This is a genomic window from Pseudomonas maioricensis (genome assembly GCF_022790535.1).
Lineage (GTDB): Bacteria > Pseudomonadota > Gammaproteobacteria > Pseudomonadales > Pseudomonadaceae > Aquipseudomonas > Aquipseudomonas maioricensis.
The window spans coordinates 1-19,606 of record NZ_LOHG01000034.1 but is presented as its reverse complement, the minus strand read 5'-3'; the positions used below and the strand labels follow the sequence as shown (position 1 = coordinate 19,606).

General features: G+C 57.5%; 19 protein-coding genes. 5 read left to right on the top strand and 14 right to left on the bottom strand.

Annotated elements, in window-relative coordinates; genetic code table 11:
• Nucleotides 1–232 precede the first annotated feature (232 nt).
• Nucleotides 233–715 carry a hypothetical protein gene (locus AUC61_RS26165; protein ID WP_243249150.1) on the top strand — a complete coding sequence of 161 codons (483 nt, stop codon included), beginning with the start codon at nt 233–235 and terminating at the stop codon, nt 713–715.
• A gap of 30 nt (nt 716–745) precedes the next feature.
• On the opposite strand, the gene AUC61_RS26160 is transcribed toward AUC61_RS26165, so the two are convergent.
• Nucleotides 746–1,906, bottom strand: a complete 1,161-nt coding sequence (locus AUC61_RS26160; RefSeq protein WP_243249149.1) for an HPP family protein — start codon at nt 1,904–1,906, stop codon at nt 746–748.
• Nucleotides 1,907–2,057: 151 nt separating this feature from the next.
• Entirely contained in the window at nt 2,058–3,161 is a 1,104-nt protein-coding gene (locus tag AUC61_RS26155; protein ID WP_243249148.1) for an NADH:flavin oxidoreductase, read from the bottom strand.
• Nucleotides 3,162–3,284: 123 nt separating this feature from the next.
• Here AUC61_RS26155 and AUC61_RS26150 point away from each other — a divergent pair, with 123 nt between their 5' ends.
• Entirely contained in the window at nt 3,285–4,169 is an 885-nt protein-coding gene (locus AUC61_RS26150; RefSeq protein WP_243249147.1) for a LysR family transcriptional regulator, read from the top strand.
• Nucleotides 4,170–4,366: 197 nt separating this feature from the next.
• On the opposite strand, the gene AUC61_RS26145 is transcribed toward AUC61_RS26150, so the two are convergent.
• Nucleotides 4,367–4,678, bottom strand: coding sequence for a hypothetical protein (locus tag AUC61_RS26145; protein ID WP_243249146.1), 312 nt, complete (start codon nt 4,676–4,678; stop codon nt 4,367–4,369).
• A 627-nt stretch (nt 4,679–5,305) separates the two neighbouring features.
• Here AUC61_RS26145 and AUC61_RS26140 point away from each other — a divergent pair.
• Nucleotides 5,306–5,692: an SCP2 sterol-binding domain-containing protein gene (locus tag AUC61_RS26140; protein WP_243249145.1), complete on the top strand. Its 387-nt coding sequence runs from the start codon at nt 5,306–5,308 to the stop codon at nt 5,690–5,692.
• Here the strand turns inward: AUC61_RS26140 and AUC61_RS26135 are convergent.
• The 11 genes from AUC61_RS26135 to AUC61_RS26085 all read right to left on the bottom strand — a co-directional run bounded on the left by AUC61_RS26135 (nt 5,689) and on the right by AUC61_RS26085 (nt 16,962).
• On the bottom strand, nt 5,689–7,650 hold the full coding sequence (locus tag AUC61_RS26135) for a DUF7844 domain-containing protein (RefSeq protein WP_243249144.1): 1,962 nt from the start codon (nt 7,648–7,650) through the stop codon (nt 5,689–5,691). The two genes, AUC61_RS26140 and AUC61_RS26135, sit on opposite strands and share 4 nt — an antisense overlap.
• The gene (locus AUC61_RS26130) at nt 7,647–7,967 is read right to left on the bottom strand and encodes a DUF2388 domain-containing protein (protein WP_095093259.1); all 321 of its coding nucleotides are present in this window, start codon (nt 7,965–7,967) and stop codon (nt 7,647–7,649) included. The genes AUC61_RS26135 and AUC61_RS26130 overlap by 4 nt, the downstream gene beginning before the upstream one ends.
• A gap of 36 nt (nt 7,968–8,003) precedes the next feature.
• Entirely contained in the window at nt 8,004–8,309 is a 306-nt protein-coding gene (locus AUC61_RS26125) for a DUF2388 domain-containing protein (RefSeq protein WP_243249143.1), read from the bottom strand.
• Between the two features lie 84 nt (nt 8,310–8,393).
• Nucleotides 8,394–8,711: a DUF2388 domain-containing protein gene (locus AUC61_RS26120; RefSeq protein ID WP_243249142.1), complete on the bottom strand. Its 318-nt coding sequence runs from the start codon at nt 8,709–8,711 to the stop codon at nt 8,394–8,396.
• A gap of 133 nt (nt 8,712–8,844) precedes the next feature.
• A complete protein-coding gene (locus AUC61_RS26115) occupies nt 8,845–10,038 on the bottom strand; it encodes an MFS transporter (RefSeq protein WP_243249141.1) in 1,194 nt (397 codons plus the stop codon).
• Nucleotides 10,039–10,514: 476 nt separating this feature from the next.
• Nucleotides 10,515–10,730, bottom strand: coding sequence for a DUF1127 domain-containing protein (locus AUC61_RS26110; RefSeq protein WP_122664644.1), 216 nt, complete (start codon nt 10,728–10,730; stop codon nt 10,515–10,517).
• 318 nt (nt 10,731–11,048) lie between these two features.
• Nucleotides 11,049–12,542: an acetyl-CoA hydrolase/transferase family protein gene (locus tag AUC61_RS26105; RefSeq protein WP_243249140.1), complete on the bottom strand. Its 1,494-nt coding sequence runs from the start codon at nt 12,540–12,542 to the stop codon at nt 11,049–11,051.
• A 183-nt stretch (nt 12,543–12,725) separates the two neighbouring features.
• Nucleotides 12,726–14,171 carry an NAD(P)(+) transhydrogenase (Re/Si-specific) subunit beta gene (locus tag AUC61_RS26100; RefSeq protein WP_243249139.1) on the bottom strand — a complete coding sequence of 482 codons (1,446 nt, stop codon included), beginning with the start codon at nt 14,169–14,171 and terminating at the stop codon, nt 12,726–12,728.
• The gene (locus AUC61_RS26095) at nt 14,171–14,491 is read right to left on the bottom strand and encodes an NAD(P) transhydrogenase subunit alpha part 2 (protein WP_122664641.1); all 321 of its coding nucleotides are present in this window, start codon (nt 14,489–14,491) and stop codon (nt 14,171–14,173) included. Before AUC61_RS26095 ends, AUC61_RS26100 begins: the two co-directional genes overlap by 1 nt.
• Nucleotides 14,492–14,501: 10 nt before the next feature.
• The gene (locus tag AUC61_RS26090) at nt 14,502–15,623 is read right to left on the bottom strand and encodes a Re/Si-specific NAD(P)(+) transhydrogenase subunit alpha (RefSeq protein WP_243249138.1); all 1,122 of its coding nucleotides are present in this window, start codon (nt 15,621–15,623) and stop codon (nt 14,502–14,504) included.
• Nucleotides 15,624–16,044: 421 nt separating this feature from the next.
• Nucleotides 16,045–16,962: a LysR family transcriptional regulator gene (locus AUC61_RS26085; RefSeq protein ID WP_243249137.1), complete on the bottom strand. Its 918-nt coding sequence runs from the start codon at nt 16,960–16,962 to the stop codon at nt 16,045–16,047.
• A 153-nt stretch (nt 16,963–17,115) separates the two neighbouring features.
• Between AUC61_RS26085 and AUC61_RS26080 the strand changes: the two genes are divergently transcribed.
• Both AUC61_RS26080 and AUC61_RS26075 read left to right on the top strand, forming a co-directional pair.
• Nucleotides 17,116–18,297 (top strand): acyl-CoA dehydrogenase, encoded by a 1,182-nt coding sequence (locus tag AUC61_RS26080; protein ID WP_095093265.1) that lies wholly within the window; start codon nt 17,116–17,118, stop codon nt 18,295–18,297.
• An 11-nt stretch (nt 18,298–18,308) separates the two neighbouring features.
• Complete coding sequence (locus tag AUC61_RS26075; protein ID WP_243249136.1) at nt 18,309–19,529, top strand: CaiB/BaiF CoA transferase family protein; 1,221 nt, start codon at nt 18,309–18,311, stop codon at nt 19,527–19,529.
• The last annotated feature ends 77 nt before the right edge of the window (nt 19,530–19,606 follow it).

The following is a 19,606-nucleotide window of genomic DNA, read 5'->3' as shown; positions in this document are numbered from 1 at the left end:
TTGAGTTGTAGTCAGTAAAAAACAAAGCCCGCTTTTAGAGCGGGCTTTTTTGTGGCTGCTTTTCCGAATCGCAAAGCTGATTGTCTGTAGGCGCCAACACGTTGGCTTCTACAGGAGGTGCGCCCTGTTTGCTCACCTAAAGTATTAGTTGGAGCGGCCGATTGTGTTTGCATTGATACATTCCGGAAGATACCGGCACAGGCTGCAAACCTGTGCATTTCAAGAGGCGAGTATGTTGAATATCTCTGCGCAGATCTCCAGTTTTAGCGCTTCATCTACTGCCGTCGCTGGGCCGACTAAACTCGCTGATGAATCACCCGAGTCAGCGGCTACCCTGCCCGTTGCAGTGCCTGTTGAGGGCGTGAAGGTTTCATTGTCTGGTGCTGGTATTCAGAAAGCTGCCGATGACAAGAAATCCAATTCAAATGCCGATATCGAATCAAGCGGCCTGCCGGATCAGACGCAGAAAACCCTCAAAATGATCCGCGAGCTGAAGCAGCAGATTGAAGAAAAACAACAGGAGATGCAGGCGCTTATTGCTGATCAGAGTATGGATCCTGAAACCAGGCAAGCCCGGGTCGGCGCGTTGCAAACAGCTATTTCTACCCTTACCGCTAGCTTGGCGACGGCCAACAATGCCTTGGTAAAACAAGGTCAAAGCGGCAAGCTGTCAGACACTCAGATGCAGCAAGCCAGCGCGCTTGCCATGAAGTGATATTGGCCAGTCCAGTAACGCGACACTGAGCTAAGCACGCACCGCCGCATACAGCGCCTTGATCAAATCCGACTGGGTGATGATACCGACCAGGTGCCGGTCAGCGTCGATGATCGGAATGTGCCGATGGCCGTTTTCAGAGAACACGGGCACGAGATCGATCAGCAGTCGATCGCTGCTGGCGACGCGCACGGTGCGGGTCATGATCTGCCCGACGATATTGGCGGGCTGATCTTTGCGGGCGTGACGCAGCAATGCGCGCAAGTGCCAGCCGACGCCTTCGTGGGCGTCGAGGTCGATCTGCTGCATGAAGTCCGCGACGGTCACAATACCCATCAGATGCCGCTGTCGGTCGATCACCGGCAGCGCCTTGATCTTATGTTTACGCATCAACGCCCAGGCTTCGCGCAGGGGCATCTCCTGGCGGGCAGCGATGGGTTGCGTACTCATCACATCGGCGCAGCGCAGTTCGCCCATCTTGCGTTGGTAGGCTGCGGCTTCGGCCTGTTCGAGCAAGGCCTGCAGGTCGTCACGGCTGACATCCAGCACCTGGTTGTAGTGGGCGAGGGCAGCATCAAGGTCTGCGTTACTGAACCGGCTCGCAGTGTTTGTGGCGGCGGGTTTTTGCACGTGCGGCCACGGTCTTCTGGTCAGGTTGTTGTAGATCAGACCTGCGACCACCAGCATGGCGGAGTCAATGAGCACCGGACTTAGCGCGAACTCGAATCGATCACAGCCAGTCAGCACCATCAACAAGGCCGCCGCCCCGCCGGGTGGGTGAAGGCAGCGCAGCGCAAACATGACGGCGATGGCCAGGCTGACCGCAAGTGCGGCCGCGAGCGTCGCATCGGGTACCCACTTCACGCAGGCGATGCCCACAAGAGCCGAAAGCGTATTGCCGCCCAACACTGACCACGGTTGGGCCAGCGGGCTGGATGGCAGCGCAAAGACCAACACCGCGCTGGCACCCAGCGGAGCAACCAATGCCAGGGCAAGCATGTTGTATTGGCTCGCCGGTGCACCCTCCAGCCAGAACGCCGCCGCCACGGCGACCAGCAGAATGCCGAGGGCTGCGCCGCAGCAGGCGCGCCATTTTTCCCTCGCGTCGACGGCGTGGGGCGCAGGCCAGAGCGCGCGAAGGTGCGATGTGAATGTTGAGCGTGGCGGTGGAGAGGGCAGTTGCGCGGTCATGATCGAATTGATGCCGGGTTGAATAACAATGCACTGCGACTGTGTCGTCGCTTGGGCGTGGTGGGGAACGTTAAACCCTATGGCGCACTCATTCAATTCGTCTGAAGTAACTGACGCTGCCCAAAAGCCAGACGCCTGCGGCTAAATAGGCTCAGGCGGTTGCCAGTTCACTGTCCTTGATATTCGCAATCGGGCCAAGGATCGATGGCTCGAAATCTGCCAGAGGCTGACCGTCTGCCAGGCGTAAAGGCAGGTCAGGATTAGCCAGCGCGGCTTTGCCGATGGCGAGGATGTCGGCACCGTCTTCAAGCGCGATGTTTGCGTGTGCAATGTTGTGCAGGCCGCCGTTAGCGATGATGGGCACAGCCGCTGCGAAGCGGCGCGCCAGTTTCACCAGGCTCGCCTCATTGTTGGCAAATGCGGGCTGCGCTGCGTCGAATTCAGTCACATGAATGAAGTCCACGTTAGCGTCGGCCAACGTGCCGAAGATGACCTCCGCGTCCGCTTCGCCGTCGGGCCATTTGTGATCGAAATCGTTCACCTTACCCTGCGAGATCCGCACACCTACGGGATGCCCACCGGCAACCTGCCTGACCGCCTTAATGACTTCCAGCGTCAACTCCAGGCGGGCACGCACATTTGCGCCCCAGCGATCGGTGCGCGTGTTGGTGTAGTCGGTTAAAAACTGATCGAGCAAGTAGCCGTTCGCGCCATGGATTTCGATACCGTCAAAGCCCGCAGTACCGACGGTTCGCGCGGCTGCCTGCGCAAACCCTTCAATGGCGTCGGCGATGTCTTCATCAGTCATCGCATTGGGCACCGGGTATTGGCCCTCGCCGTAGTAAAAGGCCATCTGCGTGCCCTTGGGCCTGATGGCTGAAGGGGCGACGGGGCGACCGGTAAAACGATTCCCCTGACTCAAGGCACCCGCGTGCATCAACTGGGCAAACACCGTTGAGCCGTGCTCGTGTATCGGGCGAGTCACTGCCCGCCAGGCCTGCGCTTGTTCTTCATCGCTGATGCCGGGCTGGCAAGGGTAGCCTTGCGAGAATCTGCGGTCGGTGTAGATCCCTTCGGTAATAACCAGACCGAAGCCACCTTTGGCGAAGCGTTCGTAGTAACGCGCCATAGTGGCTGTCGCATTACCGTTCTCGGTAGCGCTGACCCGGGTCATGGGAGCTACCGCGAACCTGTTCTTCAATTTGATTTGCTTAATATCGGTTGGCGATAGAATCCGGCTGTCATGTATCGTCATGTTCAGGTCCTGGTTCAGGTGAATTTGGCTAGATGCCTTGCTTGAATACAGGATAAGTGGGGGGCCGACGGTTCAGTAGTGCTCTTGCTCGATAAGCCGGCTTAACGAAATGAGATATAAAACATGCAGCTTCCCGAGATCGAAGTGTTTTCTGCCATCGCGGCCAGCGGCAGTCTTTCGGGCGCCGCCCGGCGTTTAGGTGTGTCGCCGATGACCGTTTCCAGAAGACTGGCGTCTCTGGAACGCGAGCTTGATGCCCGGCTGGTTCAGCGCACCACCCGCTCTACTTCTCTCACTCCTGAAGGCGAAGCATTCCTGCCCTTTGCTAACAGGATGCTTGAGGCGCAGGAGGGTGCTCGGGCGGCTTTACTCAGCCAGTGCACGACAGCCAGTGGTCTGCTGAAAATCACGGCGCCTACGGTTTTTGGCCAGACGGTAATCATGCCGCTGTTGCCAGAGTTACTGGCGGAAAATCCCGCTCTTCAGGTTGACCTCACCCTCTCGGACAGCATCGTGGACATCGTCGGCCTGGGCATTGATGTTGCCATTCGCATTGCGACATTGCGTGACTCAACGCTTGTAGCCCGGACCTTGGCAAGCAATCCACGAGTGGTTTGCGCCAGTCCGGGTTATCTGGCAATTCGTGGTACCCCCAAGACATTGGACGAGTTGAAACTTCACTCATGCATCGCTTTGCACGGCATGCCTTATTGGCCATTCACGAAGGCGGGTTCAAGTGTTTCGATTCGAGCGGAGGGGCCGTTTTCAGCGAACAGCGTTGAAGCCGTTCGGACCGCGAGCAGGAGCGGTTTGGGATTGGCAATGTTGACCTATTGGGACGTCAGAACTGAGCTTGAAGACGGTAGCCTTGTTCTGGTCGAACTGTCGGATGTCTTGCCCGAGCAGTTGTCTGTTACAGCACTATTGCCGACCCGCCACCATGTGCCGCACCGGGTTGAAGCCTTCCTGAAAAAGCTTGAGCATTACCTGATACAAGGCGATGAGTAAGGGCCGTGTCGGCCATCTGGTCCAATTCCTGGGCAATTGCTTACGACGTTGGCTTTGATCATTGGGCATGTCGATTTGAACGTCCAGAAACAAGAATCACAGCGAAACCTTACCGTGCGAGCCGACCCCGGACATCAACGCCATCGCGCAGCGGTTGGCGAGTGTGCTGCGGATTAACAGGGTAGGGCGCATGGCGGTTATTTGATCAGGGCACTGAGCTCTGTTTCGCTGCCTCGCCAAAGCCGTCTTTCAATCACACGGCTCACATCACAGGCCTCCAGCATCAGCAAATGCGCGGTGCTGGCCAGGGTGGTGATGTCGGATTCGTCGGTGTTGGTCGGGTTCATGTTGGCGAGGGTGTCGAGGAAGCGGGTGGCGAGGCTGATACGGGTTTCGGCGAAGGCGTGCAGGTCTTTGAGCGAGGCGTGGCTGTCGAGTAACAGCACGGCGTTTTCCAGCCCGGGGTGGGTGAGGGGGATGTAGCGGGCGTGTTCGGTATCGTGGTTCATGTGCTGAAAACTCCTGACCGATGTGATGTCGCCACGGCTGATGAAAGGGTGGCGGCTGTGCGCGGGTTGACGAACCGGTGACCTGATACCCCATACGCCCGGCAGACCCGAGGGTCTCCCACGCACAGCTGCCATAGCGTGGCCTCTGCTGGGGTACAAGTCTTGCGGATCGTCAAATCCGGTCGTTGATTTGGCAACGACGAGGCTCAGGTTAGAGGTTCAGCAGGTGGCCATGGCGGTATATATAGCTATTGGCTGGAGCAAGTGAAGCGGGAATGTATTGCCGGGCGTGAGCTCAATTCTTGAGGTTGTAGCAGGACTTATCGATCCTGGCCGGCGGGAGCCGAGCTTGCTCGCGATAGGACTAACTCGACCTTAGACCGCGTCTTCGTTTATCGCGGGCAAGCCCAGCTCCCACAAAATCTACGCAAATTTCGTAGGAACGCCGCCCGGCCAGTCCCGCGAGTCGGATCAAACTTGCGGGCAAACATAAAATCTCTCTAGTTATAACGCGACTTCAATATGACCAATCAGTCACGAAAAGTTACCCATCTTCTTCGAATTAGCTACTGAACGGACTACAACAAGCAGCTACACTCGCGGCCCGATCCTCCTTCGAGCACGCCCATGAAATTTCGTTTTCTTCTCTGGATGCTGGGCCTGTTAATGGCACGGGCCAGTCGCAATAACCCGGCGTTTCAGCAGCAGTTGGCAGGCAAGGAACTGACCTTCGTGCTGCAGACCGCTGACGGCAAGGTGGCTCGGCATTTCATGATAAGCGGGCAGCGAGTCAGCAGTGCGTCGGGTGTCATTGCCGAGCCAGGTTTTGCGATCATCTTCAAGGATGCCGCCTACGGCTTCGCCACTCTGCAAGCCAAAAACAAACAGTTGGCCTTCATGCAGGGCATTCAGGACAAAGATATCCAGATCAAGGGCAATGCCGGTCTGGTGATGTGGTTCCAGGGCTTGATGAAGTACCTGAAACCACGCAAGAAACAGCCAGTGAAGGCTTAAGGCAGCTCCAGGCCACCACCCGCTTTGTGCAGTGCTCGCAGGTGTTCACTGAGCTGTTTGAGGTTGGCCTCGTTAGCGGCGATTTCCTTGGCGCGTTCGGGTTCGAGCAGGGCGCGTACCTCTTTGTCCAGGTCGCCGGTCAAACGCTGCAGTTGTTTCTGGCGCTGACTGCTTTCGTCTTCCAGGCGCTTCCACTCCGCAGTCTGCGGCAAGCCGTAGCCGCCGCTGTCGAGCAGTTCGGCCGGGCGACTAAGGAAGCCACTGCTGGCGAGGATTTCCTGCAGCGTACCCGTTGCCTTGGAGACGCTGCCGTCTTTCTGCTCACGGGCGCTGAGGTAGCGCTGTTTGACCTCATCCTGTGCCAGCAGCAACTGCCGACGCAGGCTGGCCTGTTCGAGCAGCAACATGGCAGCGCTGGTGCGCAGGTCCGCTTGTGGTAACCACGGCTTACGCTCTTCAGCAGACAGCGACATCCATTCTTCGACGGTGGTCTGCTTGATCGGCAAGTGCTTCCTCAGCACGTCGAACATCGCCTGATAACGGTCGCGATAGGAGTCGAAACGGTAGCCTCTACGCAGCGCTTCCTTCGGATCGTCCAGCACACTGGTATCGGCCAGGCCACGTCCCTTCAGCACCTCAAGCAAGCCGTTGGGCAGGATGCTGTCCAGATCGACCAGTTTTGGATTGTTGGTACCGCTGCGTAACAGTTTCAGGTTTTCTACTGCGCAGTTATTGGACAGGAAGAAGTAATTGCCGTCGTAGCTCCAATGCATTTCAGCGGCATGCTGCACTAACCCTTCGATTTCCGGGCGGGACAGTTTCAGTGGCACCGAGGCCAGGCTGCGCAGCTCCGTCTTGGTGTATTCATCGATGACCTGAGCCAGTGGCAGCACGAACAGGCGCGACGGGTAGGCACCCATCAAACCATCCCAGCTGGACAACTGAACGTCGCCGACAAAGGCGCGATAAGACAGCACCAGGTGTTGGTCCAGATCGAGTCGGCAGTCCGGGCCACGAGGGCGACCGGGTTTGCAGATGACCAGCCGCAACATGCTGTGGCCCCAGCGGCTCATCATGTTCTGGTTGGCTTCTGCCAGCAGGTAATCCACTTCGTACACGCGCTCGGGGTCTAGCTTGCCTAGCGGCTCGCGGCCGAAGTCGTTGCCCGCGTTCAGGTACGGATAGAACGAAGGGCACTGGTCCTTGGCAGCCGGTGCCCAGCCAAACTGCTCTTTGTAATACGCGTAGAGCGCAGGACGACGGCAAGCGTAGGCCGGGTCGAGCAGGAAGTACTCCATGTTGACTGCGACGAATTCCAGCGGGCTGGTGGTTTCGTAAATGTCGGGGCTGCGGGCAACCTGGCCGTTGTGTTCTTCACGATCACCGCGGCGGCCCACATATTGTGGCCAGCCTGCCAGGTCCAGCAGGCGCGGGTCGTCGCTCAACGTGAAGCGCCGTTCTGTCTGGCCACGGCAGTAATCAGGCAGGCCGACCTTGCCCAGCGAGCTGCTGCGTCGTCCGCACTGGAAGATCACCGACCGTTGAGCGGGTGACCACAGGCGGGCGCGGTCATAAATATGAGTCAGCTCGTGCAGTACCGTGGCGAGCATTTCTCTACGCACGGTGCCATGGGGGCGATTGGTGTTTTTAGTCGCGGCGCTGCCGTCGGTCAGTCCCGCCAATAGATTGGTATTGAGATCGAGGCGGTACGGGCCGGACGCCTGGCCATAAGCATTGGCAGGCATGTCGGCGGACCAGCGCACGTCAACGCGTCGGTCCAGATCTTTGACGAAGCTCGGCGGCAGGGCACTGAGCGCTTCGTCCAGCAGCGTCTGTGTGGCTTTTTGCTGTGCAGGGCTGAGGCCGCCGGTATCCAGCGACAGGCTCAGATCAGCGAAGGCAGACGTGCCAAGCAGAGACAATGCGCCTGCCAGCAGCCAGACGCAAAGGCGCCTCACAGAGCGAGAATGGCTTCGGCGAGAACCTGATCACTGGCACCGCGGGCTTCTGGCAGGCGCGTGCGCAGCATGTCGAAGGCGGCGTCAAGTTGCGCGCCGTGGATATCGCCACCGCTGGCCACGTAGCTGGCTGCATCGTCTTTGGCCTGAACCACGATTTTGGAATCGCGGATCGAAGTGGTGGTATCGGAGGTGAAGTCGATGGTGCGACCGAAAGCGCGGACGATGATGTTACTGGTCTGCACGACGGTTTGCGCCTGAGCAACGTCAGCCAGCAAGAACAGGCCAAGGGTGGCGGCAATCAGGGGGGTACGCATGGAACGTCTCCAGGTAATACAGAAGAGGTGAAGTGGCTATTGGACGAGGATTGCTTGCGCGAGTTCGAGGTCGCTGGCATTAAGTTTTGGCTCTGCCTGGCGCAGGGCCATAAGCGCCGACTCCAGTCGTGCGCCTCGCAGCTGGCCGTCACTGGCGACAAAGGCCGCCGCGTCATCCTGTGCTGCAACGATCAACTTTCTATCGAAAGGTGCCGTAGTCACTTTGCTGGTGACATAGCCCGTCATGACCAGGGTTTGCGTGGTGGTATCCAGCGCTTGGGCCTGTGCGGTCCAGAGCAGGCACGTTATCGGGGTGATGAATAGCAGCGGCAGTAAACGCATGGCTCTCTAACACTTGCAAAAACGAGCCGCAAGGCTAGCGCAATGGCCGGGCTAGAGCTAGCCCGGGCTGGTGCACTGTAATGATCAGATGGCCAGAATTGCCTGGGCCAGTTGAGCGTCGGAGGCTTGCAGTTGTGGCGCCAACTGTCGAATGTGCTGGAAGGCGTTTTCCAGTCGAGCGCCACGAATCTCGCCTGCGCTGCCGACGAAAGTGGCGGCGTCATCACTCGCTTCACGAACGATTTTGTCGTCCCTGAACGAGGAGCTGACATCGGAAGTAGCATTGGTTGTTGAATCAACGGTGCGCACCATGGCATCTGTTGTTACAACAAAGCTGGTGGCGTGAGCGCCGGTTGCAGCTGTCAGCAGGACGGCGGCACCTAGCAGGCGAAGACGGGACATGGTCGGACTCCAGTGGAACGCAAAGCAATAGAAAGAAACGCGGGTTGCCCCGACTGTTTCGTGAAGGCCGTGACAGAACTGATAGTACGGAACTGTCACAAGCCTAGCATGGCGTGGCTGTAGACGGCGCTTCCTAAGCTCTGCGGGCATTCGCCAGCAACGCGTCGTTTAGCCATCTGCCGAGGCTGATCACCCAGACCAGCAGGGCAATCAATCCCGTACTGAACAGCATTCCATTGACCCCGCCGTGGACAATGAGTTTGCCTGCAATGAAAGGAAAGCCGAACACGCCCAGAAAGTACGCCAGGCTGAATAGCAATAATGACTGCGCGGTAAGCCCGCAAGGGGCTTCATTGGCAGCAAGGCCATTGATAACGGAGTAATTGAGGCCGTAACCGATACCCAGTAAAGCCGCCGCCAGCCCATAGCTGAATAGGTCATGCACCCATTGGCCAAAGCTTAGGACTGCAACCAGCATGATGGCACTCAGTACGCAGGACGCCGCGAACGGATTGCGTTTGACCACCCAGCTCGCAATCAACAAGCGACAGCAGATGGCAGCCCCCATGAAGCAGATGAAGAACACCGAGTAATCAAGTCCCAGGCTGGAGGCGTAGCTGGTCTGGAAGCTGCCTAGCCCGCCGAAGATCGCCCCTCCAAGCCCGACCATTAGAATGGAGAAGGCGGCTTTTGAGGTTAAAACCTTGATCGCAGAGGTGAGGCCGATCTGGGCGCGATCATTGGATGAGGCGTTTGTGTGGAAATGCTGCCCTGTTCGCCAGAAATACACTCCCCCTGCCACTGCCATGATCGCCGCGCAGAAAAAAGCAGTCTGAATCGGCAGGTCAAAGTAGCTGGCAAGTTTTCCCGCCAGTGGACCGGTACCAATACCGGTCAGCATGCTGCCTGAGAGCAGCGCAAAGCTATGGCTGCGACGATTAGGTTCAACCATGCCTGCCACCATGATGGGCCCCAGGGTATAGAAGACTCCCCAACCGAGACCGAGCATCAGTGCGCAGACCATAAGCCAGGGGCCGAGGCTGTCTGCAATGGCGAACCCTGATGATGCCGCCGCCAGGAAGCCCGCACCCAATGCGATGCATCGCGCGGGCCCCCATTTATCTGCCAGATGTCCTGAACCCACTACGGCAGCGATGGTGCTGATCATCGCAACTGAAATCACTTGGCCTGCATCACGTTCGTCTCCACCAAAAGAGGTGATCAACAGCGTCAGGAGGAAGGTCGATCCGTAGGAGACTGAAAGCATGAGGCTGGCGATGCAGAACGCGCCGAAGCTTGCAGGGCGTCTAGATGAGGGAGGAGTCATGCGCTTATCCATGCGTGGTGGTTCTGACTTTTTATCACCAGTACGCCTGGAAGTAGGTAGTGAAGTCGCGGAGTGAAGGTCAGGGGATTTATAACAAACTGTACCTGTATATTTTTATAAGGGAAGAACTGTACCTGTTGAGGCGATGAATTGGAGCGCATGCCTTATCAATCAAATGCCACTACATGATTCGGAATGCTTTTACTGTAGGAGTGAGCTTGCTCGCGATAGCGCCAGTTCAAGCGATACATTCGGCGAGCACGAGGCAGAATCGCGAGCAAGCTCACTCCTACAGTCCAGCGTTTGTTGCCGGACAGCGAGTTGCCATGGGCATTGAAGGGGGCCAGAGGAATGTGGTCAGAATTTCGAATTCCAGAAATGACAGAACCCGTCGCAGTTACCCGCGACGGGTCTTGTATGAAGCAATTCGGGTTGCTGGTGAGTGACCTTGGAAGGTCAGGACCAGCGTGCGCCAGTTAGCGCCAGAACGGCTTGCTCAGCTCTTCGTAACGTTGCGATTCGCTGATACCTGCGTCAGCCAGCAGACGTGCATCCAGGCGGGCCAATTGGTGGCGGCTGGACAGGCGACGTTGCCAAAGCATCAGGTTAGCGAAAGCGCGAAGAGGCCATGCAGCTTTTGCGGTTGTAGCGGTGTTTTCGTTGAAAAGGTCGGAACTGAGTGTACGTTCCATGGTGTGCGTCCTTCCGCTTGTGGCGGGCTAGAGAGTGATTTAACTGGTGCCCATCTTCCTCCGAGTTGGCCAGTCTCTCTAGACACAGTTCAACTGTATTGTGCGAGTTCAGTTAACTGTTTAAAGGCACTGTTTTGTTCCTATTTGGGGCAACTGTACCGGTATGCACGTTTTCAGTGCATTTTGTGCGCCGATTTGGTGAAAAGCCTGTTTTTACCCCTCCAAATGACCAGTACAGCAGTACAGTTTTTTTGAGTTTGTCTTTTAAGCTGAGATTGCGAGGTAGAAAACTGTATTGCTACCTCGCAACTGTTCACGTCAGACGGGCAGCATACTGCCTGTTTCATCCAGGCGAGAGTGCCAACTTAGTGCTTCGCGCAGTACATGCGGGGTGTGTCCTCCTTTAAGGCAGGCTGCGGCGAAGTAAGCATTGAGCGCATCCCGGTAAGCCGGATGCACACAGTTGTCGATAATGACCCGGGCACGTTCACGTGGCGCCAGGCCCCGCAGATCCGCCAGGCCTTGCTCGGTCACCAGAATGTCCACGTCATGCTCGGTATGGTCTACATGGCTGACCATGGGCACGACACTGGAAATCGCGCCGCCCTTGGCGATGGATTTGGTCACGAAGATGGCCAAGTGGGCGTTCCGGGAGAAATCTCCTGACCCGCCAATACCATTCATCATGCGTGTGCCGCAGACGTGGGTAGAGTTGACGTTGCCGTACAGGTCAAACTCCAGCGCGGTATTGATGCCGATGATCCCCAGGCGACGGATGATTTCGGGGTGATTGGAGATCTCTTGCGGACGCAGCATCAGGCGCGACTTGTAGCGTCCAAAGTCGGCGAACACTTCAGCGTGCTTGCTGGCCGACAGCGTCATCGAGCTGCCTGACGCGAAACTCAGTTTGCCAGCGTCGAACAGTTCGAAGGTTGAATCCTGCAGCACCTCGGAATACATGGTCATGTCGTGGAAGGGTGAATCCACCAAGCCATGCATGACGGCATTGGCGATGGTGCCAATTCCGGCCTGCAGCGGCATCAGCTTGTTGGTCAGCCGGTCTTCGCGCACTTCTTTTTTGAAAAACTCCACCAGATGGCTGGCGATGGCTTGGGTGTCCACATCCGGCGGCAGCACAGTTGAAGGCGAGTCAGGCTGATTGCTGATAACGATGCCAACGATTTTGGCCGGGTCGATCTGTACCGCCGGGTTACCGATGCGCGTATCAGCCTGCAGCACAGGGATTGGCAGTCGGGTGGGGCGATAACTGGGGATGTAGATGTCGTGTAGACCCTCCAGCTCCAGCGGCTGGGCGAGGTTGATTTCGACGATGACTTCCTTGGCCAGAATCGCAAAGCTGGCAGAGTTGCCCACCGACGTGCTCAGTACCAGATGGCCATCTTCGGTGATGGCGACACATTCGATGACGGCCAGATCCACGGCCTTGATCTGCCGGTTGCGCAATTGCTCGACAGTATCGGAAAGGTGACTGTCGATGAACATCACCGAACCGTCATTGATAGCCTTGCGCAGGGTGCTGTCGACCTGAAACGGCGAGCGACGCGACAGTACGCCAGCTTCGGTCAGTTGTTTGTCCAGGTCGTTGCCCAGGCTTGCGCCGGTCATCAGGCTGATCTTGAGCGGCGACAGTTTTGCGCGTTCGGCCAGTGCATGGGGCACGGCCTTGGCTTCACCGGCGCGGGTGAAACCGCTCATGCCGATGGTCATGCCGTCCTGAATCAAGGCGGCAGCATCAGCCGCGCTCATTACCTTGTTCATCAGCGAAGGCAAGCGGATACGATCACGGTACATGGGATTCTTATCTCGGGGGTGGAAGCGAAGTCCAAGTCTAGAGAGTTGGGCGGTGTTCGTCCCGCTACCAAGGTCGCATTTGGAGGCTCTAATTAGCGGGTTTCAAAGCAAAACACTGTTACGCAGAATGTAAAAAGCCCCGGCGTTTTTCACGCCGGGGCCTGTTTTGAACGCGCCTGGAGCCTACGCGTTGTCGACCGCCTTCACCATGTCCTCGATCACCTTTTTGGCGTCGCCGAAGACCATCATGGTTTTATCCAGATAGAACAGTTCGTTGTCCAGACCGGCATAACCGCTGGCCATCGAGCGCTTGTTGACGATGATGGTTTTGGCTTTGAAGGCCTCCAGAATCGGCATACCCGCAATCGGCGATTTAGGATCGTTCTTGGCTGCCGGGTTGACCACGTCGTTGGCGCCCAGCACCAATACCACGTCGGCCTGGCCGAACTCGGAGTTGATGTCTTCCATCTCGAACACCTGGTCGTAAGGCACTTCTGCCTCGGCGAGCAATACGTTCATGTGGCCAGGCATGCGCCCGGCAACCGGGTGGATCGCATACTTCACGGTGACGCCGTGGTGAGTCAGTTTCTCGGTCAGCTCTTTAAGCGCGTGCTGCGCCCGCGCAACGGCCAGGCCGTAGCCCGGAACGATGATCACGGTGTCGGCGTTGGTCAGCAGGAAGGTCGCGTCGTCGGCTGAGCCGGACTTCACCGGGCGGGCCTCTTTGGCGCCTGCCGGGCCTGCGTCGTCGGTTACGCCGCCGAAGCCGCCGCCGATCACGTTGAAGAACGAGCGGTTCATCGCTTTACACATGATGTAAGACAGAATCGCGCCGGAAGAACCCACCAGAGAGCCAGCGATGATCAACATCGAGTTGTTCAGCGAGAAACCGATACCGGCCGCTGCCCAGCCCGAATAGCTGTTGAGCATCGACACGACGACAGGCATGTCTGCCCCGCCAATCGGGATGATCAGCAGTACACCGATCACGAAGGCCAGAGCCAGCATGATGGCGAACGCGGCGAGGTTGCCGGTGAACATGAAGAACAGGCCGAACGCCAGGGTCGCCAGGCCCAGCACCAGATTCAGCTTGTGCTGCCCGGCGAACTGTACCGGCGCGCCCTGGAACAGGCGGAACTTGTACTTACCCGAGAGCTTGCCGAACGCGATAACCGAACCCGAGAAGGTGATAGCGCCAATGGCCGCACCCAGGAACAGCTCCAGGCGGTTGCCTGCCGGGATCGCGTCTCCGAGGTTCTTCACAATGTTCAGCGATTGCGGCTCAACCACTGCTGCAATAGCGATGAATACTGCTGCGAGGCCGATCATGCTGTGCATGAAAGCAACCAGTTCAGGCATCTTGGTCATTTCAACGCGCTTGGCCATGACCGAGCCAGCGGTACCGCCGACCAGCAAGCCAATCACGATGTAGCCAATACCTGCAGTGGTGTCGGACAGCGCTGCCAGTTTGTAAACCAGCCCAACAGTGGTAACCACTGCCAACGCCATGCCGAGCATGCCGAACAGGTTGCCACGTCGCGAAGTCGTTGGGTGCGAAAGACCTTTGAGGGCCTGAATGAAGCAGACTGCTGAAACGAGGTACAGCAAGGTAACCAGATTCATGCTCATTACTTGCGCACCTCTTCTTTCACTTTAGGTGCCTTTTTCTTGAACATCTCCAGCATGCGCCGGGTGACAAGGAAACCACCGAACACGTTGACGGCTGCCAGAGCGACCGCAAGGGTGCCCATGGTTTTGCCCAGTGGTGTAACAGTTAGCGCGGCAGCAAGCATGGCGCCGACGATGACGATCGCCGAAATGGCATTGGTCACGGCCATCAACGGCGTGTGCAATGCTGGCGTTACGTTCCAGACCACGTGATAACCGACGTAGATCGCCAGTACGAAAATGATCAGGTTGTAGATACCTGGGGAGATCAGCTCTTCCATTGTTTTATCCTCAGCCGTTCTTGCGGATGACTTGGCCGTCGCGGCACATCAGGCACGCGGCAACAATGTCGTCTTCCAGGTTGATGTGCAGCTGACCGTCCTTGTCGAACAGCAGCTTCATGAAGTCCAGCAGGTTGCGGGCGTAGAGCGCTGAGGCGTCAGCCGCGACCAGCGCGGGCAGATTGGTGTAACCCACGAGAGTGACGCCGTGCTCGACAACGACCTGATCGGCGACTGTCAGCGGGCAGTTGCCGCCTTGTGCTGCAGCCAGGTCAATCACCACTGAGCCAGGCTTCATCTCGGCCACGGTTTCTGCGCTGAGCAATACCGGCGCTTTGCGACCCGGGATCAGTGCGGTGGTGATGACGATATCCGACTGCTTGGCGCGCTCGTGGACTGCAACCGCCTGACGCTGCATCCAGCTTGCAGGCATCGGGCGGGCATAGCCGCCAACGCCGACTGCGCATTCGCGCTCTTCATCGGTCTCGTAAGGCACGTCAATGAACTTCGCACCCAGAGATTCGATTTGCTCCTTGACGGCAGGACGCACATCGGAGGCTTCAACCACGGCGCCCAGACGCTTGGCGGTGGCGATGGCCTGCAAGCCCGCGACTCCCGCGCCGAGCACCAGAACGCGTGCGGCTTTGACCGTACCTGCTGCCGTCATCAGCATCGGCATGAAACGAGGATAGTGGTGAGCGCCCAGCAGGACTGCCTTGTAACCCGCAATGTTGGCTTGGGAAGACAGCACGTCCAGACTCTGCGCGCGGGAGGTCCGTGGCGCAGCTTCCAGAGCAAAGGCGGTGATGCCTTGCTCAGCCATCTTGCCGATGGTTTCGCTGTTGAAGGGGTTGAGCATCCCGACAACGACCGTGCCGCGCTTGATCTGTGCCAGTTCGCTGTCGTTCGGTGCGCAGACCTTGAGCAGTAGCTCGGCAGCCAGCGCTTCAGCGGCAGCGCCAATCGTGGCTCCTGCTGCTTCGTAAGCACTGTCCGGGACGCTGGCAGTAATGCCTGCTCCGCTTTGCACCGTGACCCGATGGCCTTGGGCGATCAGCTTCTTGATGGTTTCAGGGGTTGCAGCAACCCGCTTTTCACCCGACTGGGTCTCGAGAGGAACGCCAATGTGCACGTGTAATCTCCTGCGTGATCTTCTTGTTTTCTTCAATTAGGCCAGCGCACTTCAGCAAGTACGACTGGGGCTGCCGATCAGCATGATCCCGCTATTTACGGGCGGGGCGCGGCATTTTGCAGGCGAAGTTTGGTGCCTTCAATTCATTTTGTAACGAGACGATAAATTAACTACAAGTCATCCCGTGACCAAATGTCGCAGCGCTCCGCTTCAAGCCCTTATTTACTGGGCCTTAGAGGGAAAGTAGTCGAAATGTCAGAAAACCATGAATTCAATTCCTGAATCATGGATGTAACGAAAGAATAGGGCTGTGCCTCAGGCATTTAGCGGCTTAGAGGCCTTATTTTTCGTGCGGGGATGAGAGGAGCTATATGCGACAAAAACGTATATCTGTAGGTTTTATTGGAATATGACTACACGGTTACTCAGGGCTTTTTATAGCGCTCTCGTGCTCGTAAGTCTTGGCTTGCCCGGCGAGCCAGTCCCGGAATGCCCGTAGTGATGCCGATTCAACTTTACGCACCGGGATTATCAGGTAGTAGGCCTTGGGGCTTGCAAGTGCGTGCGGGTTGGCGACCACTAGCCGCTGTTCTTTCAGCTCGCGCTGTATAAGGAAGGGCGGGATCAAAGCGATGCCCATTTCGTGGCTGGCAGCTTGAGCGAGCATCGAAAACAGCTCGTAACGTGGGCCTGTCATGTCCCGGGCAACGTTCATCTCCCGCCCGCTGAACCATTGTCGCCAGGCGTAGGGGCGGGTGGTTTGTTGGAGCAACGGTAGAGTCGCGATTTCTCCTGGGGCAAGCTGGCTCCGTCCACCTAACAGTGCGGGGCTGCAGACCGGGACGGGGTTCTCACCCATCAGCCGGTAGGACTCAGTGCCTGGCCATTCGGCATCCCCAAAGTAGATAGCGGCGTCGAAGTCAGTATCGGCAAACAAGAACGGTCGCGTGCGGTTAGTGAGGTTCACCGTGACTTCAGGCTGGCTCCTCTGGAAATCCTTCAGACGGGGCAACAGCCATTGCGTGCCGAATGTCGGCACAACGGCCAGTTCAATCGAGCTGGCGCCTTGGTTACCCATCACCGACAAGGTATCGCGTTCGACTGCGTCTAGCTGTGTGGCGATGCGCCTGCTGTAGGACAAGCCCGCTTCGGTCAGCTTCACTCCCCGGCGAGAGCGTCGGAACAGTTCGGTGCCAAGAAACGATTCAAGGCTACCGATCTGTCGGCAGATGGCGCTTTGAGTCAGTGAAAGTTCGTCGGCAGCTTTGGTAAAGCTTTCATGGCGAGCGGCGGCCTCGAAGCTGACCAGCGCGGCGGTACTTGGGATTTTACGGCGCATGTACGCGACCCTCACTAATCACAGCCAATATCGTCGTTGTCATGAATCTCGGAGTGAGAAATTAGCACAATAGAGTGCGTATTCATCGTTTGTGAGGTTACCGCGCCGGGTCTAGGATCAACTCATAACTATTTCAATGATTGAGGATGGCTCATGGCTGGCAAGGCAAGCTTCAACTGGATCGACCCGCTGCTGTTGGACCAACAGCTCACGGAAGAAGAGCGCATGGTGCGCGAAAGCGCGGCGCAATTCGCCCAGGACAAGCTGGCGCCCAGAGTGCTGGAAGCCTTTCGTCATGAGCAGACCGATCCTGCGATCTTTCGTGAGATGGGTGATGTCGGCCTGCTCGGCGCAACGATCCCGGAAGAGTACGGTGGCAGCGGCCTTAATTACGTCTGCTATGGGCTGATTGCGCGGGAAGTTGAGCGTATCGACTCTGGCTACCGCTCGATGATGAGCGTGCAGTCTTCTCTGGTGATGGTGCCGATCAACGAGTTCGGTACTGAAGCGCAAAAGCAGAAGTACCTGCCAAAGCTGGCTTCCGGCGAATGGATCGGCTGCTTTGGTCTGACAGAGCCCAATCACGGGTCTGACCCTGGTGCGATGATTACCCGGGCAAAGAAAGTCGACGGCGGCTACAGGCTTTCAGGCAGCAAGATGTGGATTACCAACAGTCCGATTGCTGACGTCTTCGTGGTCTGGGGCAAGGATGACGAGGGCGATATTCGTGGCTTCGTACTTGAGAAGGGCTGGGCTGGCCTGAGTGCTCCTGCGATCCATGGCAAGGTGGGGTTGCGCGCCTCTATCACTGGCGAAATCGTCATGGATAACGTGTTTGTGCCTGAAGAGAATATCTTCCCTGATGTGCGCGGCCTTAAAGGCCCTTTTACCTGCCTTAACTCGGCCCGTTATGGCATCTCGTGGGGCGCTTTGGGGGCGGCTGAGTTTTGCTGGCATACGGCGCGGCAATACACTCTGGATCGGCAGCAGTTCGGGCGTCCATTGGCGGCTAATCAGTTGATCCAGAAAAAGCTGGCTGACATGCAGACCGAGATCACCCTGGCGCTACAGGGTTGTCTGCGGCTGGGGCGGATGAAAGATGAAGGCACGGCAGCGGTTGAAATCACTTCGATCATGAAGCGCAATTCCTGCGGCAAGTCCTTGGACATCGCTCGCATGGCCCGTGACATGCTGGGCGGTAATGGTATTTCCGATGAGTTCGGCATTGCCCGGCATCTGGTCAATCTTGAGGTGGTGAACACCTATGAGGGGACTCACGATGTGCATGCGCTGATTCTCGGGCGGGCGCAGACCGGCATTCAGGCCTTCTATTAAGGAGGCGTGTCATGGGTGCGCTTTCGCATATCCGCGTATTGGATTTATCCCGGGTGCTGGCTGGGCCTTGGGCGGGGCAGATCCTTGCGGACCTGGGGGCTGAAGTCTTCAAGGTTGAGCGGCCAGGCAATGGCGATGACACCCGCGCGTGGGGGCCTCCCTTTCTGAAGGACACTAAAGGCGAGAACACCAGCGAGGCTGCCTATTATCTGTCTGCCAACCGGAATAAGCAGTCAGTGACTATCGACTTTACCTTGCCTGAGGGGCAGGCGCTGGTCAGGGAGCTTGCTGCCAGGTCCGATATCCTGATTGAAAACTTCAAGGTCGGGGGGCTTGCTGCTTATGGCCTGGATTACGCGTCGCTTAAAGCGATCAATCCGAAGTTGATCTACTGCTCGATTACCGGGTTTGGGCAAACTGGTCCTTATGCAAGGCGCGCCGGGTACGACTTCATGATTCAGGGGTTGGGCGGGTTGATGAGCCTGACCGGGCGTGCGGATGATCAGGAGGGGGCTGGGCCGGTGAAGGTTGGGGTGGCGCTGACTGACGTCATGACGGGGGTCTATTCGACTACCGCGATATTGGCAGCCTTGGCGCATCGCGATCAGAGCGGGCTTGGGCAGCACATTGATATGGCTTTGCTGGATGTGCAGGTGGCCTGCCTGGCGAATCAGGCGCTGAATTACCTGACGACAGGCGTAGCTCCTGCGCGCTTGGGTAATGCGCATCCGAATATCGTCCCCTATCAGGACTTCCCTACCGCTGACGGCGATTTCATTCTGACGGTGGGTAACGATAGCCAGTTCAGGAAGTTTGCGGAGGTGGCCGGGCAGGCTCAATGGGCGGATGACCCTCGGTTTCTGACTAATAAGCTTCGTGTGGCTCATCGAGCAGAGCTGATTCCGCTTATTCGTCAGGCGACTGTATTCAAGACGACTGCGCAGTGGGTAAGTGAGCTGGAGTTGGCAGGCGTGCCTTGTGGGCCTATCAACGACTTGGCGCAGGTGTTCAACGATCCACAGGTGAAGGCGCGAGGGCTTGCGATGACATTGCCCCATGCGCTGAGCGGGAGTGTGCCGCAGGTGGCCAGCCCGATTCGTCTGTCTGATACTCCGGTTGAGTATCGCCATGCGCCTCCCCTATTAGGCGAGCACACCAATGAAGTGCTTGAGCGTGTATTGGGCTTGCAGGCTAGTGAGGTCGATACGTTGCGTCGGACTGGTGTGGTCTAAGCCTTTCTATATATAGAAGAAAGCGTGTTTTTCAGGTTTTTCATGAAAAGCACAAATTAGCTATTGACGGCCTCTCG

Excerpts from the sequence above, each read along its gene's own strand:
- AUC61_RS26100 (WP_243249139.1), bottom strand. The coding sequence starts at position 14,171 with ATGAGCATGAATCTGGTTACCTTGCTGTACCTCGTTTCAGCAGTCTGC.
- AUC61_RS26145 (WP_243249146.1), bottom strand. The coding sequence starts at position 4,678 with ATGAACCACGATACCGAACACGCCCGCTACATCCCCCTCACCCACCCC.
- AUC61_RS26085 (WP_243249137.1), bottom strand. The coding sequence starts at position 16,962 with ATGCGCCGTAAAATCCCAAGTACCGCCGCGCTGGTCAGCTTCGAGGCC.
- AUC61_RS26080 (WP_095093265.1), top strand. The coding sequence starts at position 17,116 with ATGGCTGGCAAGGCAAGCTTCAACTGGATCGACCCGCTGCTGTTGGAC.
- AUC61_RS26075 (WP_243249136.1), top strand. The coding sequence starts at position 18,309 with ATGGGTGCGCTTTCGCATATCCGCGTATTGGATTTATCCCGGGTGCTG.
- AUC61_RS26140 (WP_243249145.1), top strand. The coding sequence starts at position 5,306 with ATGAAATTTCGTTTTCTTCTCTGGATGCTGGGCCTGTTAATGGCACGG.
- AUC61_RS26160 (WP_243249149.1), bottom strand. The coding sequence starts at position 1,906 with ATGACCGCGCAACTGCCCTCTCCACCGCCACGCTCAACATTCACATCG.
- AUC61_RS26150 (WP_243249147.1), top strand. The coding sequence starts at position 3,285 with ATGCAGCTTCCCGAGATCGAAGTGTTTTCTGCCATCGCGGCCAGCGGC.
- AUC61_RS26125 (WP_243249143.1), bottom strand. The coding sequence starts at position 8,309 with ATGCGTTTACTGCCGCTGCTATTCATCACCCCGATAACGTGCCTGCTC.
- AUC61_RS26115 (WP_243249141.1), bottom strand. The coding sequence starts at position 10,038 with ATGACTCCTCCCTCATCTAGACGCCCTGCAAGCTTCGGCGCGTTCTGC.
- AUC61_RS26120 (WP_243249142.1), bottom strand. The coding sequence starts at position 8,711 with ATGTCCCGTCTTCGCCTGCTAGGTGCCGCCGTCCTGCTGACAGCTGCA.
- AUC61_RS26130 (WP_095093259.1), bottom strand. The coding sequence starts at position 7,967 with ATGCGTACCCCCCTGATTGCCGCCACCCTTGGCCTGTTCTTGCTGGCT.
- AUC61_RS26105 (WP_243249140.1), bottom strand. The coding sequence starts at position 12,542 with ATGTACCGTGATCGTATCCGCTTGCCTTCGCTGATGAACAAGGTAATG.
- AUC61_RS26110 (WP_122664644.1), bottom strand. The coding sequence starts at position 10,730 with ATGGAACGTACACTCAGTTCCGACCTTTTCAACGAAAACACCGCTACA.
- AUC61_RS26155 (WP_243249148.1), bottom strand. The coding sequence starts at position 3,161 with ATGACGATACATGACAGCCGGATTCTATCGCCAACCGATATTAAGCAA.
- AUC61_RS26095 (WP_122664641.1), bottom strand. The coding sequence starts at position 14,491 with ATGGAAGAGCTGATCTCCCCAGGTATCTACAACCTGATCATTTTCGTA.
- AUC61_RS26165 (WP_243249150.1), top strand. The coding sequence starts at position 233 with ATGTTGAATATCTCTGCGCAGATCTCCAGTTTTAGCGCTTCATCTACT.